Below are 18,565 nucleotides of genomic sequence, written 5' to 3' on the forward strand. Positions count from 1 at the left end.
GCGCCTTAAATGACTCATTAATAACCGCTACTACCATGAAATATCAACGTCCTGCTGTCTATATATTACTGATGCTCGGCTCGGCCCATCTGTTGAATGACCTGATTCAATCGATGTTGACCGCGACCTATCCGCTGCTTGAAAATAAATTTGCACTCACCTTTGCCCAAATCGGAACGATTAGCCTTGTCTATCAGCTCACCGCGTCCATTTTGCAACCGGGGATTGGCCATTTTACCGATAAGCGGCCGATGCCCTATCTTTTACCCTTTGGGATGATGTCAACAGTGTTTGGCATCTCGATGCTCTCGATGACGGAGAGTTATTCGGTGATTTTAATCTCAGCGGCCTTTATGGGCATTGGCTCTTCTATCTTTCACCCAGAAGCCTCACGCCTTGCGCGCTATGCCTCAGGCGGACGCTATGGCCTTGCTCAGTCGATTTTCCAAGTGGGCGGTAATTTAGGGTCCGCGTTTGGCCCGCTTCTTGCAAGTTTAATCATTGTGCGCCACGCTAAGCAGGAAAATATCCTCTATTTTACCATTTTCGGCGCGATCGCCATTTTGCTTCTCTTTAAAATAAGCCACTGGAGCGCTTCCCTTAATCGAGAAAATGGCGCGGCTCGCAAAACCTTTACTCCGCCACCGCTCCCCTTTGGACGCAAAAAAACTTTTCTGGCCCTCGGAATTTTGGGCATGCTGATTTTTTCTAAATATTTTTATATGGCAAGCATGAGTAACTACTACAGCTTTTATCTAATTGAAAAGTTTGAGCTATCACGCTCACACGCGGTCAATCTCCTCTTCGTCTTTTTAGCCGCTGTGGCGGTGGGAACCGTAGTGGGCGGCCCTGTGGGCGATAAAATTGGCCGGCGCTATGTGATCTGGTTCTCAATCCTCGGCGTCGCCCCGTTTACGCTTATTCTTCCTCATGTAGGCTATTACGGCACCATTTTTCTCACCATTATTATCGGGCTTGTGATCGCGTCTGCCTTTTCAGCAATTGTTGTCTACGCGCAAGAACTCGTCCCCGGACGCACCGGAATGATCGCGGGACTCTTCTTTGGCTTTATGTTCGGAATGAGCGGTATTGCCGCCGCCCTTTTAGGACTCATGGCGGACAAAACAAGCCTCCAATCGGTCTTCATTTTCTGCTCATTTTTACCCCTTTTAGGCATGCTCACCCTCTTTTTGCCTAAAATTGAGTCAATCGATTCAGGCCATTAATTTTACTTAAGCGCTATTTAAGATTATTTCGTTTAATTATCCCGCCGAAAAGTGAATAAAAAACTTTTTGAGATCCCCCATTAGAATGGGGGATTTTTCATTTTACCGTATCATAAAATGTATCCTCTTTTTTCCCTTTCCCATCTCTATTTCATCTCCATTTTTATGCTCGTCTTTGTGCTCATTTTAGGGTAAATCGAGCATAAATGCGCCCTATAAAACGAAAAATACACCCCGAAAATTTGACAGGTCCGAAAATACAGGTTAGGGTGGTATACGTTTTTTCATTGCGTAAAAAACAGACTCAAAATTAATTGAAAATAAAGAGAAATTTAGAGCTTTAAGTTTGAGAGATCAACCCGAGACATAGCGCATTTATAGCGTCTTCTTAGTCAGTTTTTGCTTTGTACAGCAAATTGTCTCGATGTAAATATGGATTTTTTGAGCCACCCTTCGGCTCGTTGATCGGAAGCTCGTTAGATAAAGTTGATCTGGCATGGCGTTTTTGTGTGTTTACATGTTAGTTGCCAGCCCATTTATGGATCAACTCAAAAAGGATAATTATACAGATTATGAGTAAATTAGAAGTCAAAGATTTGTCCCTTATTTATGGCTCAAATCGAAGACAGGCGATGAAGATGCTTGAAAATGGAGCATCGAAAGACGAAATTCTGCAAAAGACACGCAGTGTTGTTGCAGTAAACCATGCAAATTTCAGCATTAATGATGGCGAGATCTTTGTAATCATGGGGCTTTCCGGAAGTGGAAAATCCTCCCTATTGCGCTGTTTAAATATGCTTAATATCCCAACCGCGGGCGAAATCCTAGTGGATGGTGAAGATATCACCAAGCTCGATAAAAAGGGACTTTTAGAGGTTCGTCGCCAAAAAATTGGAATGGTCTTCCAACATTTTGCCCTTCTGCCCCACAAGACGATTTTAGATAACGTGGCGTTTGGGCTTGAGATTCAAAATTTACCGCTTAAAGAGCGCCATGAAAAAGCCCGTGAAGTGCTTGATATGGTCGGTCTTAGCGAATATGCAGACTCCTACCCCAGCCAATTAAGTGGCGGGATGCAGCAGCGCGTCGGGATTGCTCGTGCGATCGCGAACGACTCTGAAATCTTACTGATGGACGAGGCATTTAGTGCGCTTGACCCCTTAATCCGCTCACAAATGCAAGATGAGCTGATTGAAATTCAACAAAAATTAAAGAAAACCATTGTCTTTATCACGCACGACTTAGATGAGGCGTTAAAGCTTGGTGATACCATCGCGATTATGAAAGATGGTGTGATTGTTCAGCAAGATACCTCGGAAAATATCCTATTAAATCCTGCGAATGATTATGTAAAATCCTTTATCGATGAGGTGGATTCCACTAAGGTGATTACTGCTGCGGGGCTGATGAAACCCTTCAAACAGCGAATTCGCCTTGATAAAGATGGCCCTGCGAATGCGGTGCGCCAGATGGAACGCTTTAACCATCACTTTTTGCCGATGGTCGATAATATGAACCGCTTCCAAGGTTATATTCGCCTTAAAGATGCGCGCCGATTATTAGAGGAAGGAAAACGCGATTTAACGCCAGTCCTTCTTAATATCCCGCACGTGTCAAGTGATACGCCACTTTCGGAAACCTTACCGCTCTTTGCGCACCACACCTACCCCATCGCCGTGCTTGATGAACGCGATCGCCCTGTGGGTTATCTCCGCTATATCAGCGTGGTTGAGATGATGGCAGGCAGTGACGATCAAACCGTGATCGACGCGAAGCTATTTGGTAAATCGTTAGAGAAAGGAGCGTAATCCATGACTATTCAATTAGGTAAATATGTCGAACAATTTGTCGACTGGTTATCGCAAGTGGGTCGCCCATTTTTTGACCAGATCGCCATTATGATCGGCAACTCGATTCATTTTTTCGAATCATTTTTAAGTAAAATTCATCCGGTTTTATTCGCGGTGATTATTGCGCTACTCGCATTTTTCGCGATCACGAAGAGTTTTACCAATATTAAAATCACCCGCAATAATGCCAAAGAACGTTTAGGGCTTCCGCTCTTTATCTTCTTGGGATTAATGCTCGTCAACGGCATGGGCTTTTGGAGCCACCTCATCAGTACGTTGGTACTGGTATTGGTCTCGACCATCATTATTTTAATGATCGGGATTCCCCTTGGAATCTGGTGTGCTCGCAATAAACGCGTTGAAGCGATTGTGCGCCCTCTACTGGACTTTATGCAGACGATGCCGGCATTCGTATACCTTATTCCTGCGATCCTCTTCTTCTCCGTTGGGGACGTACCTGGGGTAATTGCAACAGTGATCTTCTCGCTTCCGCCTGCGGTTCGTATGACCTCGCTCGGAATTAATGAAGTGCCAAAAGAGATTGTGGAAGCCTCGGTCGCGTTCGGCTGTACCGGTCGCCAAACCCTCTTTAAAGTGCAAATTCCGCTTGCGATGCCAACGATTTTAGCCGGGGTAAACCAAACCATTATGCTCGCCCTTTCAATGGTGGTGATCTGTTCGATGGTAGGCGCTGGCGGTCTTGGTGAAAGTGTTTACCAAGGAATTCAGCAAGCCGATATGGCACTCGGATTTGAAGCCGGTCTTTCAATCGTAATCCTTGCGATTATCTTAGACCGCATTACCCAAGCCATTGGTAAAAACGGTAATCAAATCGCAGAATAATTCACAGACACAAACAGACAATGCGTCGCAATTAATCGAAATTAATCGAAGTTAATTATTAGTGAGCCTTTGACGACCGATACCGGTCAACCCTTTAGGAGTGATTCCTCAAAGGCTCTCGCTTCACACCTGAAGCCTCGTAAATTGCGCACTTTATCATCAAATTTAGCAGTTTTATTGTGACATTTTAGATATTAATTTAATTCAATAGAAAGGAATATTTAATGAAGAAACTTTTATCCATGGCGGTACTCGGTCTTGGTCTACTCGTTGCAGGCTGTAGCGATACTACACAAGGGGCAGACGGGAAAGAATCTGTGTCGATCCTCTACCCAAGCTGGGCGGAAGGCGTTGCGATGACCCACTTTGCTGATGTTGTTTTAACCGCTCACGATGTGGATGTCACCACAACCCTAATCGAACCGGGCCCGCTCTATGCATCACTTGCAAAAGGCGATGCCGATCTCTATTTAGACGCATGGTTACCGAACACTCACTTTGATTATTGGGAGCGCTTTGGTAAAGATCTCGATAAATTAAGCGTCGTATTTGATGATGCGAGTACCGGTTTAGTGGTGCCTGATTATGTTGAGATCGATTCAATCGATGAACTTAACGACAATGTTGAGATGTTTGGCGGAAAAATCTACGGCATCGGTTCAGGTGCGGGGATTCACACCAACACCATTAAAGCGATCGATGTTTATGGGTTAGATTACGAGCAAATTACCTCAAGTGAGAGCTCAATGATGGCCGAACTTCGCCGCGCGATTAACGCTAAAGAGCCGGTCATCGTAACCGGTTGGAAACCTCATTACAAATGGGACCTCTATGATCTTAAAATGTTAGAAGACCCAAAATCAGTCTATGAAATTGACGAAATTAACATCCTTTCGCGTAAAGGTTTTAAAGAAGATAAACCGGCGCTTGCAGTCTTCTTCCAAAACTTCGAACTTGATTCAGACAAACTCCATGAGCTGATGGGAATGGTGCGTAAAGCGGACCAAGAATCAAACGATCCGAAAAAAGGCGCAGCAGAATTTTATGAGAAATATAAAACCACCATCGATGGCTGGTTTAACTCATAATTTCTCCCGCAACACTCATGAATAATGCATGAGGCTTAGGCGGTTAATCCGCCACAGAGACGTATTTAAGGCCATCGTGATGATGGCCTTTTTTTGAATTTAAATTTTCCAACCATAGGTGATGTTATGAAAAAGTTAATCTCTCTTATGATGCTCTCCTTCTTAGTCTTGATGGGATGCAGTGACACCACGCAGGAGACTCACGGCAATGATAAAGCACTCCATCTTGTCTACCCTGATGGCGTTGAGGCGATTGCGATCTCAACTTTAAGCAAAATCTTGCTTGAAGAGCACGGTTATGGCCCGGTTGAAACGACTTATTTAGAGGTCGGGCTGCTTTGGGCGGCGCTCTCAAAGGGCGATGTGGATCTCTATATGGACGCGTGGCTCCCCTTCACTCAAGAGAGTTATTGGGATAAATATGGCGCGAAACTGGAGGCAATTGGCGTTCTTTTTGATCATGGCACCACCGGATTTGTCGTTCCAAGTTATACGCCAATCAATTCCATTCTTGAGCTTAACGATAATGTGGCACTCTTTGATGGGAAAATCTACGGACTTGGCGCCGGTTCGGGCACCAACAAAAAGACCAACGAACTGATCGAAATTTATGGGCTCAATTACACTCAGCTCAATACTTCAGAAAGCGCAATGATGGCAGAACTTCGCCGTGCAATTAATAGTAGAGAACATGTAATTATCACCGGTTGGACGCCCCACTATAAATGGAATAAATACGATCTTAAAATGCTCGATGATCCGAAAAAGGTCTTCCCCATTGATCGAATTGAAATTATCGGACGAAACGGCTTTTCAGACGATCACCCCGAGCTTGCTAAGATTTTACCCAATTTTAAACTCTCCATCGATGAGCTCAATGAGCTGATCGATATTATTCACGAAGAAACGACTAAAGACCCCAATTACAGTGGCGCGATGAAGTTTTATAAAAAGCATCAAGAGAAACTCGATGCGATCTTTATTTAACTGACCCATCACGATACACCACTCCACAACAATAATAACCCCCTATCACCAAAGGATATTTTATGGGCATTAACCGATTATTACTCACCATTATTATGGGATTTTCCCTGCTCTTAACGGCATGCAGCGATATGAATCAATCCACCGAAGCCGATAACCCTACCATCCGCATGGTCTACCCTGATGGTGCAGAAGCCGTTGCACTCACCTCGCTGACGGAAGTGGTGTTAAACGAACACGGCTACACCAATGTTGAAACCACCTACCTTGAGCTAGGCCTCCTCTATGCCTCACTTTCCGACGGTGGCGCCGATATTTTTGTCGATGCGTGGCTCCCCCATACTCAGAAAAAATATTGGGAGCGCTACGGCGATTCGATCGATATTCTTGGCGTTGTGTTTGATGATGCGAGCACGGGCCTTGTTGTACCTAACTATCTGCCGATTAACTCCATTGATGAGCTTCCTCAATATGAAGCGGCGATGGCGGGAAAAATATATGGCATTGGCACAGGATCAGGCATTTACGCGGGCACCGAACGCGCCATTGAAGCCTATAATCTTAACTTTGAGCAAGTGGCCTCATCGGAAAGCGCGATGGTTACCGAATTAAAACGCGCGATCTCATCGGAAGAGCCGATTGTCATTACCGGGTGGAAACCTCATTATAAATGGGCGCAGCACGAGATTAAAATGTTAGAAGACCCCAAAGGGATCTACCCCATTGACGAGATGGTCGTTGTCGCGCGGAAAGGTTTTAAAGAAGAGTTTCCGGAAATTAGCACCTTTTTAGCGCAATTTAATTTTAATAGCGCTGAACTTAGCGAGCTGATTAACTTAATTGCCGAAAATCCCCGCCACCCGAAAGTAGGCGCTTATGAATTTTATAAACGTCACCAAGAAAGACTCGATGCGGCGTTCAGAGCTTCCCCATAACGTTTAGGCTAAGACTCAGAATCAGAACCATAAACAATTTAAATCAATACAAAAAGACTACAAAATGCGGGACCTGCAATGAAGCAAATGCCGGTCGCGCCAGTTCTTTTTGTAAACTTTGGCTAAAAATATTAATATGAACAATCAATGAGTTATTTTTTTTAACCTTGATTGAGATCTATTAATCTCCTATAGTCTCTATGGCTATCCGCTTTGCGGACCCAAAGAACTATAGATACTATCTAATTAATTGGCTTATTCAAATTTAAAGGAGACGAACTATGCCCTTTACATTACCTAACTTACCTTATGCAATCGATGCACTTGAGCCACATATCTCTAAAGAAACTTTAGAATATCATCACGGCAAGCATCACCAAAACTACGTGAACACATTAAACTCGTTAATCGTTGGCACTGAGTTTGAAACTATGTCTCTTGAAGAGATCATCCTTAAATCAAAAGGCGGTATCTTCAACAACGCAGCACAAGTTTGGAACCACACATTCTACTGGGAATCACTTGCGCCTCAAAAAGGTGGCGAGCCAACCGGTAAAATCGCTGAAATGATCAACGCTAAATGGGGCGATTTCAAATCATTCCAAACGGCATTCAACGAATGTGCAACGACCACTTTCGGTTCAGGTTGGGCATGGCTTGTATTAAACAAAGCGGGCGAACTTGAATTAATGTCTACCTCAAACGCAGGTTGCCCATTAACAGAAGGCGTAACACCGCTTTTAACCTGTGACGTTTGGGAACACGCATACTACATCGACTTCCGTAACAGCCGCCCTAACTACTTAGCATCATACTGGGTGCTTGTAAACTGGGACAAAGTAAACGAGCGCGTAGCGTAAGTTTAACGGTTCCATATTTAGAGATGATTCAATAAAATTCTCTAAGAAGCGATATTGATAAAGCCATCGGCGACTGCTTTAATTTGAAGCGTTACCGGTGGCTTTTTTATTGCCCTACTCTTTTCCTACTACTTATAAGCGATTATTAATTACCACGCCATCAAATCGCTGGCGAGATAGACCATGATCGGAATGGTGATGAGCGATAAAAGCACCGACACAATCGTCATCGCCGTACCAAAATTGACATCGGCATCATAGCGCTGGAAAAGCACCGAAGCGAGCGTTAAGGTTGGCATGGTCGCTTGAATGATAATCACCTTCGCCACGAGAGAATCGATCGGGAGCATCAGTAAAATACCGAGCACTCCTAGCGGAAAAACAACAATTTTAAAAATAATCCCAAAACTTAAGCGCCCAACTTTAAGGGTGCGGAGCTTATGCCAAAGATCGGGCACTAAAAGCCCGATATAGATCATCCCCAAAGGACTTGCGATCGCCGCAAGCGTTTTGGTTAATTGCTTTAAAAAGTCCGGCGCTTCAAACTGCAATAATCCAAGCGTCATCCCGGTCACTATCGCCATCATTGGGATATTGATCATCGCACGGAGGGATTTTAACGAAAAAGTCTGCCCCGATTGAAGCAGAAAGACCGCCACAGTCCACATCACAAAATCTAGCCCCGCATCAAAAACGGCCGCTAACAACGCCCCTTTCGCGCCCAGTAAAATCGCACAGAGCGGAATCCCGATAAAGGCTGTATTCCCAAGCGTTGCAGTGATCGCAATCTCATTCGCGGCCGCTTTCGGCACACCGCGCAATCTCGCAATCGAGCGAGCAATCACAATCCCGGTAATATTGAGCGCAACCGATAAGCCAAAAGTTAAAAACACCAGCGTTAATAGATCCGAATCGAGCTCAAAATTAAAAATACTCGCCAAAATAATCGAGGGTAATCCGATATTAACAATCAACGTAATCAGCATGCGCTGCACATCTGGTGTGAATGCATAATTGCGACGCAAAAGCGTCCCGATCAAAACCATCACCCCCATGATTGACACGGAGGAAAGTGTTGTAAGAAAAATCATGTTATCTCTCTGCCAAATACGCTATCTATCTAATCCATATCGATTATGCACTTGATAATCGATACCACTTTCGCTAAACGCCCAATTTTATCGCGCCTCTTAACGTTCCTTTATATATATTCTGTTACACTTGTAAACAGAATACTTGATTCCTCACTGTAAGCTATTTGCTTGACTTTGCACAGGGTTTGACAAAAAATATACCGATAAAAATTATTAAACGCATAAGCGAACATAATTCAAAACGGATTTTTTGAATTATTCTACTTAATCAAGTAATAACCCCGTAGAACAATCTATGGCTATTGCAAAAGGACTTTCATCATGAATATCAATGCCTACCCTTTACGATTCAAGGCAAATCGGTATCATCGATTAATTATTATTTTTATCTCTGTAGGTTTATTGTCTTTTATCCCTGTATTTCCGATTGTCGACTATCTGTATCCTGAATCGGAATTGGAATTGGAATCTTATTGGTTCATCTTTTTTGCAACAATGATCTGTATCTCCCCATTCTTCTTACTTGCACTTATTTTTTATGGACTCACTTTTGTAAGTGGAAAATCTGTATATATTATCCATAAAGATTGTTTTTGCATAAAAAACTCTCGGAGCAAAGCCCTTAATAGATGTTACCCTTTTGAATCCTTTGTATTTATCGATCGTTCATATCGTGAAGAATTCTCATTCTTCTTTCAACTCCAACTCCCCATTTTTGATGCCTACCTTGAGGTGAATCGCCTCACTAAACCTGAGATGAAAGAGACCCTCCACGTCCAATTAAGCGAGCACAAATATCAGGTGTTTATCAAGGCGCTCACCGCTACTTATGAGAGTTACGTGAAAGAGAATGAAAATCATAGCGAGATTTTAGAAGCGCTTTTAAAAGTCAAAGCCTCTTAGCCGTTCACAAGCCCTACAATGTAGCTTATAATGGGCAATTCAATTTAACTAACCTTTACTCTGAAACGAGCCAATTGTATGCGCAATCAACGAAATCTTATTGTGAGCTTTTTTCTTCTTTTAATCATTGCTGTCGGTGTGATGGCCTATAAAATGGTGCAACCGATTGAGGAAAAAGTTGTCACTTCTCGTCAAGGCGTGGTAACGATGATGCTCGATAGCTCGTTTAATGATATCTATTCCGCAAAGCGCTCTCCCGAAGGGACGCTCCTCCTTGAACAGTCGTCCAAACATGGGATGACTGTTCTTGTAAGTAGCGCGATTTTACCGAAAGCCGATCGAACAAAAACCTTAGCCGACCATCAAAAAGAGATTGAAGAGGAACTCGGAAGTCGCGGAATTTTACGCTCCATTGAACTCCGTGAAGATCATCTTCACTATGTGATGCAAGCTGATGCCGATAAAATTTCCACCTGCGATCTCTATCTTGATGATGGAAAAATGGTGGTTCTCTCGGTGGTCAGCCGTGAAAACAAGGATCAATCTGAATTAATCAATGCGATTATGAGCTCAGCGCGGTATAATTTTAGTCTCATTCGTTAATTAATCGGACTTCTGGACTTTCCCATGGCGCGTCTTTTTCTCATTATCTTTCTTGGCACTCTGCTGGCGATGGCTTTTTGGCCCACCGAGCCTTCATCGCATCGTCCCCATGTAGAGATTATCAAAAGTGACGCGCCGGTTGATACCTCTCATGCGCCAAAATTTGATCGTGAGTTTCAACCGCAGGAGACGCTCCTTGATTATCCCGGCACCTATCGTGCCTATCTCCCCTGCGCAAATTGTGAAGCCACCGAAATTACCCTTACGCTTCGCCCTGATCGCACCTTTAGCCGCACCATTATTCAAGTGGGGCTTCCGGATGGCACTTACGGCGATGAGGGAGACTTTAGCTGGGATGAGACCGGCACGCGCATTATCCTAAACGTCGATGCGAACACAAAATATCTCTACCATAACGATAAACTCTATCAACTGGGTCCTGACGGCACTCAATGCATGAATATTCAAGGGAAAGATTTCGTCTACGAGCGCATTTAAAGTACCGTTCATAACGAACGCTTAAATCGAACAAGCTATCATGCCATTTATCTTACAAGCCATTGATTCTACTCAGATAAAGCATTTCACAAAGTATTGATTTCGTGGTATTAATTAAAGATCACGTTCTTTAATTTTGTCTTGGGAGTCTTATCGCTTTGCCGACACGTCAACTCAGTATTACGCTTCTCAATCACACCGATCACGATGCCGAATACCTTGGGCAGCGCCACTGTTTGCGTCTCAATTATGATGATACGGTACTACAAGAGGCCAAAAAAAACGAACGGGTTACTCTTTCGCTTGATCTCCCTGAAAGCTCTTTTACCCAGCGCATGCTCCCACTTTTTGAAGCGCTATATGCCACTCACACATCAGCCCTGCCGCTCCCTTCTAAACGCGCTGTAGATCCCGATTATGATGAAACCCTACTAACCGCCTATTATCACCTTCTTGAGCACGATCCAAAGCGTTTTTTAAAACTGCTGGGCGATGTACTCATTAAAGCGATCTTAATGCCGGAGATGACGCCCAAACAGAAGAGCAATTGGCAAGAGCCCTTTTTGATGATCTATGAGCTCACCAATATTCGCCTCTATCGTAAACAGACCTACATTGAAGCAAACGGCCTCTTTATCACCCGTGAAACGGACTCGCTTGACTCTTTTATACTAAAAAAGAGTGTACTCGATTATGCGGCGCTACAAGCGAAACTGATTGCCGCCTTCACGGAGCGCAATCCGGAGCTTAATTTACGCAATCTTCCAATCTTATCGGTTTCAGATGGCATTGTTGTATTACAAAATGCATTTTGGAGCTATCAAAAGAGCAATAATGGCATTCGTTTTACCCGCCAACAAGATGGGGTAACGGTATTGGTGGATCATTATTTTACCTTTCCACACTGCTTTACCCTCAATCGGCTCTTTGATTATTACTACTCGCAGATGCTTAATATTTCACGTAAAGCTCTCCTACGCGCTCTCAATGAACTTATTTTAGATCAAACAATTCGCTATTTAGGCTACGGAATGTACCAAGCGATGGGAAAAGCTTTGCCCAAACCATAGACACTTAGGTTCATCTTGTTATAATCAAATGATATCTATTTATATAAATCATTATCTAAAAAGGTAAATAAATTATTATGTCAGACAAATTAGCCCCCTTTCGTGATCACGAAGCGATTACTCACACGATGCTGGAATATCTATTTTATGATGAAAGCATTGATGATATCGGCGAGACCCCGAATGATGTTGGGTATACGCTCGCAGATATTACCTCTGTAACCGAGGCGCTCGATGCCTATATCGATGCGCTAGGTGAAGCCGATGAGAATGAAGGAAAGATCCGTACAGCCATTGAAGTTGCAGTGCTTGCGCTCAATGATGTAAACAAAAGCTGTGGATATGCCTTAATTGAAACGATCGAGCGTGAAAATATCGTCGAGTTTATGACGGACGCGGCCGTTGCCGCGGGCCTTGCCATCGAAGACGGTGAAGATATTACCGAAGATTTCCGCGAGTGGTAAATCAATCACCATAAGCAGTCACAATAAGACCTCAGCTAGAGGGCGCTTCTAATTCAAAGCTCTATTGATCTATTGACTTAAAAACAGATAATAGGGCTTTTTCTTTGCCTAGAATCTAAGCGATAAAAAGCCTAGGAGCGAACGAGTTTACATCAGTTGTATACTCGCCACTTCTAGGCCTTCTTTATGGGTCACGATCAATGATTAATAATCGATGACCTAAGTGATAATTACCTTACTCGATAATTAAGAGTAGATCTTGTGATTCCACTGCATCACCGGATGCCACAGAGACCTCTTTTACAATCCCGCCAATTTCTGTACGGAGCGTTGTTTCCATCTTCATCGCTTCAAGAGTAATGACCGCATCGCCCTCTTTGACGATATCACCGACTTCGACGTGGATCTTACCGACAACCCCTGGCATCATCGCCGCGATTTGGCGTTTATTGCCCGCTTCCGCTTTCGGACGCTTCTTCTCTTGCGATTGAAGCCCCGCTTTCGGAACACTAATCACACGGGTTTCACCGTTGAGCTCAAAGAATACTGAACAGTTTCCACCGCGATCAGGACTTGAGATCGCCATCAATTTCACTAAGATATCTTTTCCGCGCTCAAGCTCAATACTCACATATTGATCTTTCTCTAATCCGTAGAAATAGGGTTTTGTTGGAATCGTCGATACCTCGCCAAACTCTTTTTGGAATTTGATGAAATCTTTAAATACCGCAGGATACATCAAGTAAGAGGCTAAATAGTTATCATCAATCTCGATCTCAAGCTCAGCGCTTAATTCCTCACGGACTTTCTCAAGATCTACCGGTGGCAAATGCGCGCCCGGACGGCCGTGAATTGGCTCTTCACCTTGCAATACTTTGGCGGTGATATCCTCTGGAAATCCGCCCATTGGAATACCGAGCTCCCCTTTTAAAAGACCGACCACCGATTGCGGGAATGCGATCTCTTTATCTGGATTTAAGACATCCTCTTTCGAGATCTCTTGGGTCACCATCATTAGCGCCATATCACCAACCACTTTCGAGCTTGGCGTTACTTTTACGATATCCCCAAGCAATTGGTTTACATCCGCATAAGCCGATGCAATATCGCTCCAACGTGCTTCTAAGCCCATACTGCGCGCTTGTTCACGTAGGTTAGTATACTGCCCACCGGGCATTTCGTGACGATAAACGTCTGACGTTCCCGCCTTCATATCCGATGAGAATGGCGCATAGAGCGAACGCACCCCTTCAAAATAGGTGGAGATTTTATTAACCGAATCGAGCGAAATCGAAGATTCTTTTTCAGTGCCTTTCAGCGCGTTAATAATTGATCCCATCGACGGTTGGCTTGTTAGCCCTGAAAGGCTATCAACCGCAGTATCTACCGCATCAACGCCTGCTTCAATCGCCGCTAAAATGCTCGCTGATGCGATGCCTGACGTATCATGAGTATGGAAGTGAATTGGTAAACCCACCTCTTCTTTAAGCGCTTTAACCAGTGCCGATGCTGCGCGAGGACGACAAATCCCCGCCATATCTTTAATGCCAATAATATGAGCGCCCGCTTTCTCAAGTTTTTTCGCAAGATCCACATAATATTGGAGCTGATATTTCGGACGTGATGCGTCAAACAGATCGGCGGTATAACAGATAGTCCCTTCACAAAGCTTACCAGCTTCAATTACCGAATCCATAGATACGCGCATATTTTCAACGATATTGAGTGAGTCAAATACGCGGAATAGATCGATGCCATTCTCGGCCGCTTGTTTCACAAAATGTTGAATCACGTTATCGGGATAGCTGGTATAGCCCACGCCATTTACCCCACGCAGGAGCATTTGGAACAGAGTATTGGGCATCATTTGACGCAATTTTTGCAGACGATCCCACGGATCTTCATTTAAAAAGCGCATCGAGACGTCAAACGTTGCACCACCCCAGCACTCAACGGAAAAGAGCGATGGCATCAATTTCTCATAATAAGGCGCGATCTCCCACAGGTCATTGGAGCGCATACGCGTTGCAAAGAGCGATTGGTGCGCATCACGCATGGAGGTATCGGTAATGAGCACCTCTTTTTGATCGAGCATCCATTTTGAAAAACCGTCCGCCCCGAGCTCAATTAAACGCTCGCGCGATCCCTTCACCTCTTCATTCACAATGATCTGTTTTGGTGTCGGTGCCGGTAAAATTGGTTTAATAAAATGTTTTGGAATCTCACGGCCTTCGAGCTCAGGATTCCCGTTAACCGCCACTTCCCCAAGGAAATTGAGCATTTTGCTCGCGCGGTCACGATTGACCCTAAAGTCAAATAACTCAGGCGTCTCATCAATAAATTTCGTGGTGTATTCGCCGTGGAGGAATTTCGGGTGATTGATCACATTTTCAACAAAGAGCAGATTCGTTGAAACCCCACGGATTCTAAATTCACGCAGCGCACGATCCATACGATGAATCGACTCTTCCACTGTGCTGCCCCATGTGGTCACTTTCACTAAAAGCGAGTCGTAATATGGCGAAATCACCGCGCCTGAATAAGCCGTACCCCCGTCGAGACGAATCCCGAAGCCCGCAGGCGAACGGTAGGCAATGATCGTTCCATTATCGGGAACAAAGTTATTTTGCGGATCTTCCGTTGTGACTCGGCATTGAAGCGCAAAGCCTGAGAGTTTAATCTCCTCTTGCTTTGGCACATCCATGGAATCGGTGCCAATTTCTGCCCCTTCTGCCACTTGAATTTGCGCTTTTACAATATCAATTCCGGTTACTTGTTCGGTCACCGTATGCTCAACCTGAATGCGCGGATTCACCTCAATAAAGTAAAATTTATTGGTCTCTGAATCGAGTAGGAACTCAACGGTTCCCGCATTGGTATAGTTCGCTTTTTTACCGAGCTGAATCGCACTTTGGCAGAGCGCTTCACGGGTTTCATCAGAGAGATAAGGCGCTGGCGCACGCTCAACCACTTTTTGGTGACGACGCTGCACCGAGCAGTCCCGCTCAAACAGATGAACAATGTTGCCGTGTAAGTCGCCAAGGAGCTGAACTTCAACGTGACGGGCGTGAACGATCATCTTCTCAAAATAGACCTCATCGCTCCCAAACGCCGCAAGGGATTCACGACGCGCCTCTTCAACGCAAGTTTCAAGCTCAGCATCACTAAAGATCGCGCGCATCCCGCGTCCGCCACCACCCCAGCTTGCTTTAAGCATCACAGGATAGCCGATCTCGTTTGCAATTTTGCGAATCTCATCCATCTCATAAGGCAGCGAGCTTGAAGCGGGAATCACCGGCACATCGGCTGAAATCGCCAAATTACGCGCCGCAATTTTATTACCTAAACTCTCTAAAACCTGAATGGATGGCCCGATAAAGACAATGTCATTATCCAAACACGCCTGAGCGAGCTTTGGATTTTCTGCCAAGAAACCGTACCCGGGATGGATCGCATCCGCGCCGGTCTCTTTTGCGATACGGATAATATCATCGATGTCGAGATACGCTTCAAGCGGACGTTTGCCTTTTCCTACGATATAGCTCTCATCTGCTCTGAAACGATGGGTCGAACGCTTGTCTTGCTCCGCATAGATCGCCACGGTTTTGATCTCCATCTCTGACGCTGCGCGTAAGATACGAAGCGCAATCTCTGAACGGTTGGCAACTAACAGCTTCTTAATTTTTCTGACATCGTAAGCATCTGGTGACATTTGTAATGTTTCCTCCGGATATGATTATTTCTTATAATTTATTTATGTTTTTATTGAGTTCAACTATGAACTTCTTTTATATATAGCAGTCAGTCCCCCAAATGTCACCACTTAATCACCCTATTTGCCTATAAATCAGCTAAAATGGAGGGGCAATCAAAGCAAAACGATGACTTTTGAATAAAGACTACACAATTACTACACGACGATTCTACTACTAATACGCCTATGAGCAAAACTAATTTTACCTATCGCTATACTGATGCCGGTCGAGAAACCATTTTCCCATCGCCCGATTATGAGCATGAAAAGACGCTTCCGAACCTGCGTTATATTTCGGTGATGGTCTGGAATATCTTCAAACAGCAGCGGCTTGACTGGTTAACTCTTTTGGAAGAACACGCCAAACAGCGCCATTTTGTACTCCTGCAAGAAGCCCATTCCACCCAAAATTTAATTGATTTTGCCACACGAAATTTTTTAGTGGCCGACCAAGTGCCCGCCATTGAACTTCCCAATATGACCTCTGGCGTCATGACCTTATCAAAAGTCCAACCAGTCTATTGCAAGGCATTTCGTAAAAATGAGCCCTTTTTGCGCCTCCCAAAATCCGCACTAATTACCCTTTATCAGATGCATGATGGACGCTATTTAATGGTGATTAATGTGCATGCGGTCAATTTTAGCCTGGGCGTTGGCATCTATCGCGAGCAGATTAAATCCTTTGCGGAACATGTGATGAATCATAATGGTCCGGTGATTTTTGCCGGCGATTTTAATACTTGGAGCCGTGCGCGCCTGCATCTTCTCTATCAATTTACCCGTCGCATGGGCTTAAGACCGGTGCGATTTGATAATGATGAGCGTAAAAATGTCTTTAAACATCCGCTCGATTTTATCTTTTATCGTGGGCTCGAGGTACATTCTTCTGAGGTGATTCGCACGGACGCATCGGATCATAATCCACTCGTTGTCACCTTTAAAGTTCAAGACTCAGAACAAGCGCTCTCCTCATCCACTGCATAACGAGCATAACGATTTTGTCATACACTTAATGTAAAGATAAGAAAATATATTGGCGTAAATCCCGCTAAAATTGCCTAATTAAGCATCAACCTGGCACGTAAGATGTTTATTAATAGTGCGGTTTACGCTAACATGAATAGATAATTAACAATCAATATTAAACAATAATTCACAAAACATTTACGTTTTTATCACTGATTAAACTTTGCTGACATCAGCGAACCTATTTGATATCGAGGTCAAATATGCAACAAGGCAAAAATAGAAAACTCTTCCTAGGTGGCGCCGCCATTGCGCTCATTATCGCGCTCACCGCAAGCTATCTGCTCCAGCGCGACGACATGAAAGGATTCATCAAAAGTAACGGTCGCATCGAAGTTACCCCCTTAGATATCTCCACGAAACTCCCTGGCCGGATTGAGACCATTTTGGCCGATGAAGGGGATTATGTGGAAGCGGGACAAGTCGTTGCGGTAATGCAGCTCGACTCCCTTGAGGCACAACTTGAAGAGGCAAAAGCCTATTTTCAACAAGCGAAACACAATGCCGATTCCGCAAAAGCGATGGTAGCTGCGCGCATGAGCGATAAAGAAGCTGCTGAAGCGGCGGTGTCTGCAAAAGAGAGCCAACTTTATGCGGCTGAGCGCAAAATGACACGTATTGAAACGCTCGTCAAAAAAGGCGCCACCACCGAACAAGAATTTGATGACCAAGAGGCCTATACGCGCGTTCTCAAATCGGAAATCGCCACCGCGAAATCAAAAGTTCTCGCAGCGCAAGCTGCTGTTGATGCGGCTAAAGCACAATCCGTTGCCGCTGAATCACAAGTCTTAGCGGCGCAAGCGACCATCAATCGCGTAAATGCCGATATTAAAGACAGTAAACTTGTCGCGCCGGTAAAAGGCCGCATTCAATACCGCATCTCTGAGCCCGGTGAAGTCTTAGGCGCTGGCGGTAAGGTGCTCAACCTTCTTGATCTATCGAAAGTTCATATGACCTTCTTCCTCCCCACTCAATACACCGGTTTACTCGTTGAAGGGGAAAACGATGGTACCGAAGTGCGCATTATTTTAGACGTAGCTCCAGAATATGTAATCCCGGCGCGTGTAACCTTTGTCTCGCCCGAAGCGCAATTTACCCCAAAAACCGTTGAAACTGAAGATGAGCGCCAGAAACTGATGTACCGCGTAAAAGCGAAAGTCGATCCACGCCTTCTTGAGCGTTATCGTAAATATATTAAAACCGGCGTCACCGGCGAAGCCTACATCAAAGCCGATCCCAATGCCGAGTGGCCTGAACGCTTTGCCGTCACTCTTCTCGATGAGATTGAAGCAAACAACGCAAGTGCCGATACAGCCAAAAAATAGAGTCCTCGGTACTGGGTACTTAGCATTTACCCCTTAGCA

16 protein-coding genes are annotated in these 18,565 nt (G+C 44.6%); 14 read left to right on the forward strand and 2 right to left on the reverse strand.

What is annotated here, in order from left to right; genetic code table 11:
• Nucleotides 1-35 precede the first annotated feature (35 nt).
• The 7 genes from OXI21_RS09335 to OXI21_RS09365 all read left to right on the forward strand — a co-directional run bounded on the left by OXI21_RS09335 (nt 36) and on the right by OXI21_RS09365 (nt 7,789).
• On the forward strand, nt 36-1,226 hold the full coding sequence (locus OXI21_RS09335) for an MFS transporter (RefSeq protein ID WP_279619306.1): 1,191 nt from the start codon (nt 36-38) through the stop codon (nt 1,224-1,226).
• A gap of 572 nt (nt 1,227-1,798) precedes the next feature.
• The gene (locus OXI21_RS09340; protein WP_347815496.1) at nt 1,799-3,034 is read left to right on the forward strand and encodes a glycine betaine/L-proline ABC transporter ATP-binding protein; all 1,236 of its coding nucleotides are present in this window, start codon (nt 1,799-1,801) and stop codon (nt 3,032-3,034) included.
• A gap of 3 nt (nt 3,035-3,037) precedes the next feature.
• Nucleotides 3,038-3,919, forward strand: a complete 882-nt coding sequence (locus OXI21_RS09345) for a proline/glycine betaine ABC transporter permease (protein ID WP_279619307.1) — start codon at nt 3,038-3,040, stop codon at nt 3,917-3,919.
• A 224-nt stretch (nt 3,920-4,143) separates the two neighbouring features.
• Nucleotides 4,144-5,007 (forward strand): glycine betaine ABC transporter substrate-binding protein, encoded by an 864-nt coding sequence (locus OXI21_RS09350; protein ID WP_279619308.1) that lies wholly within the window; start codon nt 4,144-4,146, stop codon nt 5,005-5,007.
• 126 nt (nt 5,008-5,133) lie between these two features.
• Nucleotides 5,134-5,994: a glycine betaine ABC transporter substrate-binding protein gene (locus tag OXI21_RS09355; RefSeq protein ID WP_279619309.1), complete on the forward strand. Its 861-nt coding sequence runs from the start codon at nt 5,134-5,136 to the stop codon at nt 5,992-5,994.
• A 62-nt stretch (nt 5,995-6,056) separates the two neighbouring features.
• The gene (locus tag OXI21_RS09360) at nt 6,057-6,929 is read left to right on the forward strand and encodes a glycine betaine ABC transporter substrate-binding protein (protein ID WP_279619310.1); all 873 of its coding nucleotides are present in this window, start codon (nt 6,057-6,059) and stop codon (nt 6,927-6,929) included.
• Nucleotides 6,930-7,210: 281 nt separating this feature from the next.
• Complete coding sequence (locus OXI21_RS09365; protein WP_279619311.1) at nt 7,211-7,789, forward strand: superoxide dismutase; 579 nt, start codon at nt 7,211-7,213, stop codon at nt 7,787-7,789.
• Nucleotides 7,790-7,938: 149 nt separating this feature from the next.
• Here OXI21_RS09365 and OXI21_RS09370 read toward each other — a convergent pair whose 3' ends face one another.
• A complete protein-coding gene (locus OXI21_RS09370) occupies nt 7,939-8,880 on the reverse strand; it encodes an AEC family transporter (RefSeq protein WP_279619312.1) in 942 nt (313 codons plus the stop codon).
• Between the two features lie 465 nt (nt 8,881-9,345).
• On the opposite strand from OXI21_RS09370, the gene OXI21_RS09375 reads away from it, so the two are divergent.
• The 5 genes from OXI21_RS09375 (at nt 9,346) to OXI21_RS09395 (ending at nt 12,421) form a co-directional block, all read left to right on the forward strand.
• Nucleotides 9,346-9,786, forward strand: coding sequence for a hypothetical protein (locus OXI21_RS09375; RefSeq protein WP_279619313.1), 441 nt, complete (start codon nt 9,346-9,348; stop codon nt 9,784-9,786).
• Between the two features lie 78 nt (nt 9,787-9,864).
• Complete coding sequence (locus tag OXI21_RS09380) at nt 9,865-10,389, forward strand: hypothetical protein (protein ID WP_279619314.1); 525 nt, start codon at nt 9,865-9,867, stop codon at nt 10,387-10,389.
• Between the two features lie 24 nt (nt 10,390-10,413).
• On the forward strand, nt 10,414-10,887 hold the full coding sequence (locus OXI21_RS09385; RefSeq protein WP_279619315.1) for a copper resistance protein NlpE N-terminal domain-containing protein: 474 nt from the start codon (nt 10,414-10,416) through the stop codon (nt 10,885-10,887).
• A gap of 158 nt (nt 10,888-11,045) precedes the next feature.
• Entirely contained in the window at nt 11,046-11,957 is a 912-nt protein-coding gene (locus OXI21_RS09390) for a hypothetical protein (protein ID WP_279619316.1), read from the forward strand.
• A 77-nt stretch (nt 11,958-12,034) separates the two neighbouring features.
• Nucleotides 12,035-12,421, forward strand: a complete 387-nt coding sequence (locus OXI21_RS09395; RefSeq protein ID WP_279619317.1) for a hypothetical protein — start codon at nt 12,035-12,037, stop codon at nt 12,419-12,421.
• A gap of 235 nt (nt 12,422-12,656) precedes the next feature.
• Here OXI21_RS09395 and OXI21_RS09400 read toward each other — a convergent pair whose 3' ends face one another.
• A complete protein-coding gene (locus OXI21_RS09400; protein ID WP_279619318.1) occupies nt 12,657-16,133 on the reverse strand; it encodes a pyruvate carboxylase in 3,477 nt (1,158 codons plus the stop codon).
• A gap of 228 nt (nt 16,134-16,361) precedes the next feature.
• On the opposite strand from OXI21_RS09400, the gene OXI21_RS09405 reads away from it, so the two are divergent.
• Nucleotides 16,362-17,159: an endonuclease/exonuclease/phosphatase family protein gene (locus tag OXI21_RS09405; protein ID WP_279619320.1), complete on the forward strand. Its 798-nt coding sequence runs from the start codon at nt 16,362-16,364 to the stop codon at nt 17,157-17,159.
• Between the two features lie 245 nt (nt 17,160-17,404).
• On the forward strand, nt 17,405-18,526 hold the full coding sequence (locus tag OXI21_RS09410; protein WP_279619321.1) for an HlyD family efflux transporter periplasmic adaptor subunit: 1,122 nt from the start codon (nt 17,405-17,407) through the stop codon (nt 18,524-18,526).
• Nucleotides 18,527-18,565 lie beyond the last annotated feature (39 nt).

Origin of the sequence: Ignatzschineria sp. RMDPL8A, assembly GCF_029815055.1 — a bacterium.
GTDB lineage: Bacteria > Pseudomonadota > Gammaproteobacteria > Cardiobacteriales > Wohlfahrtiimonadaceae > CALZBJ01.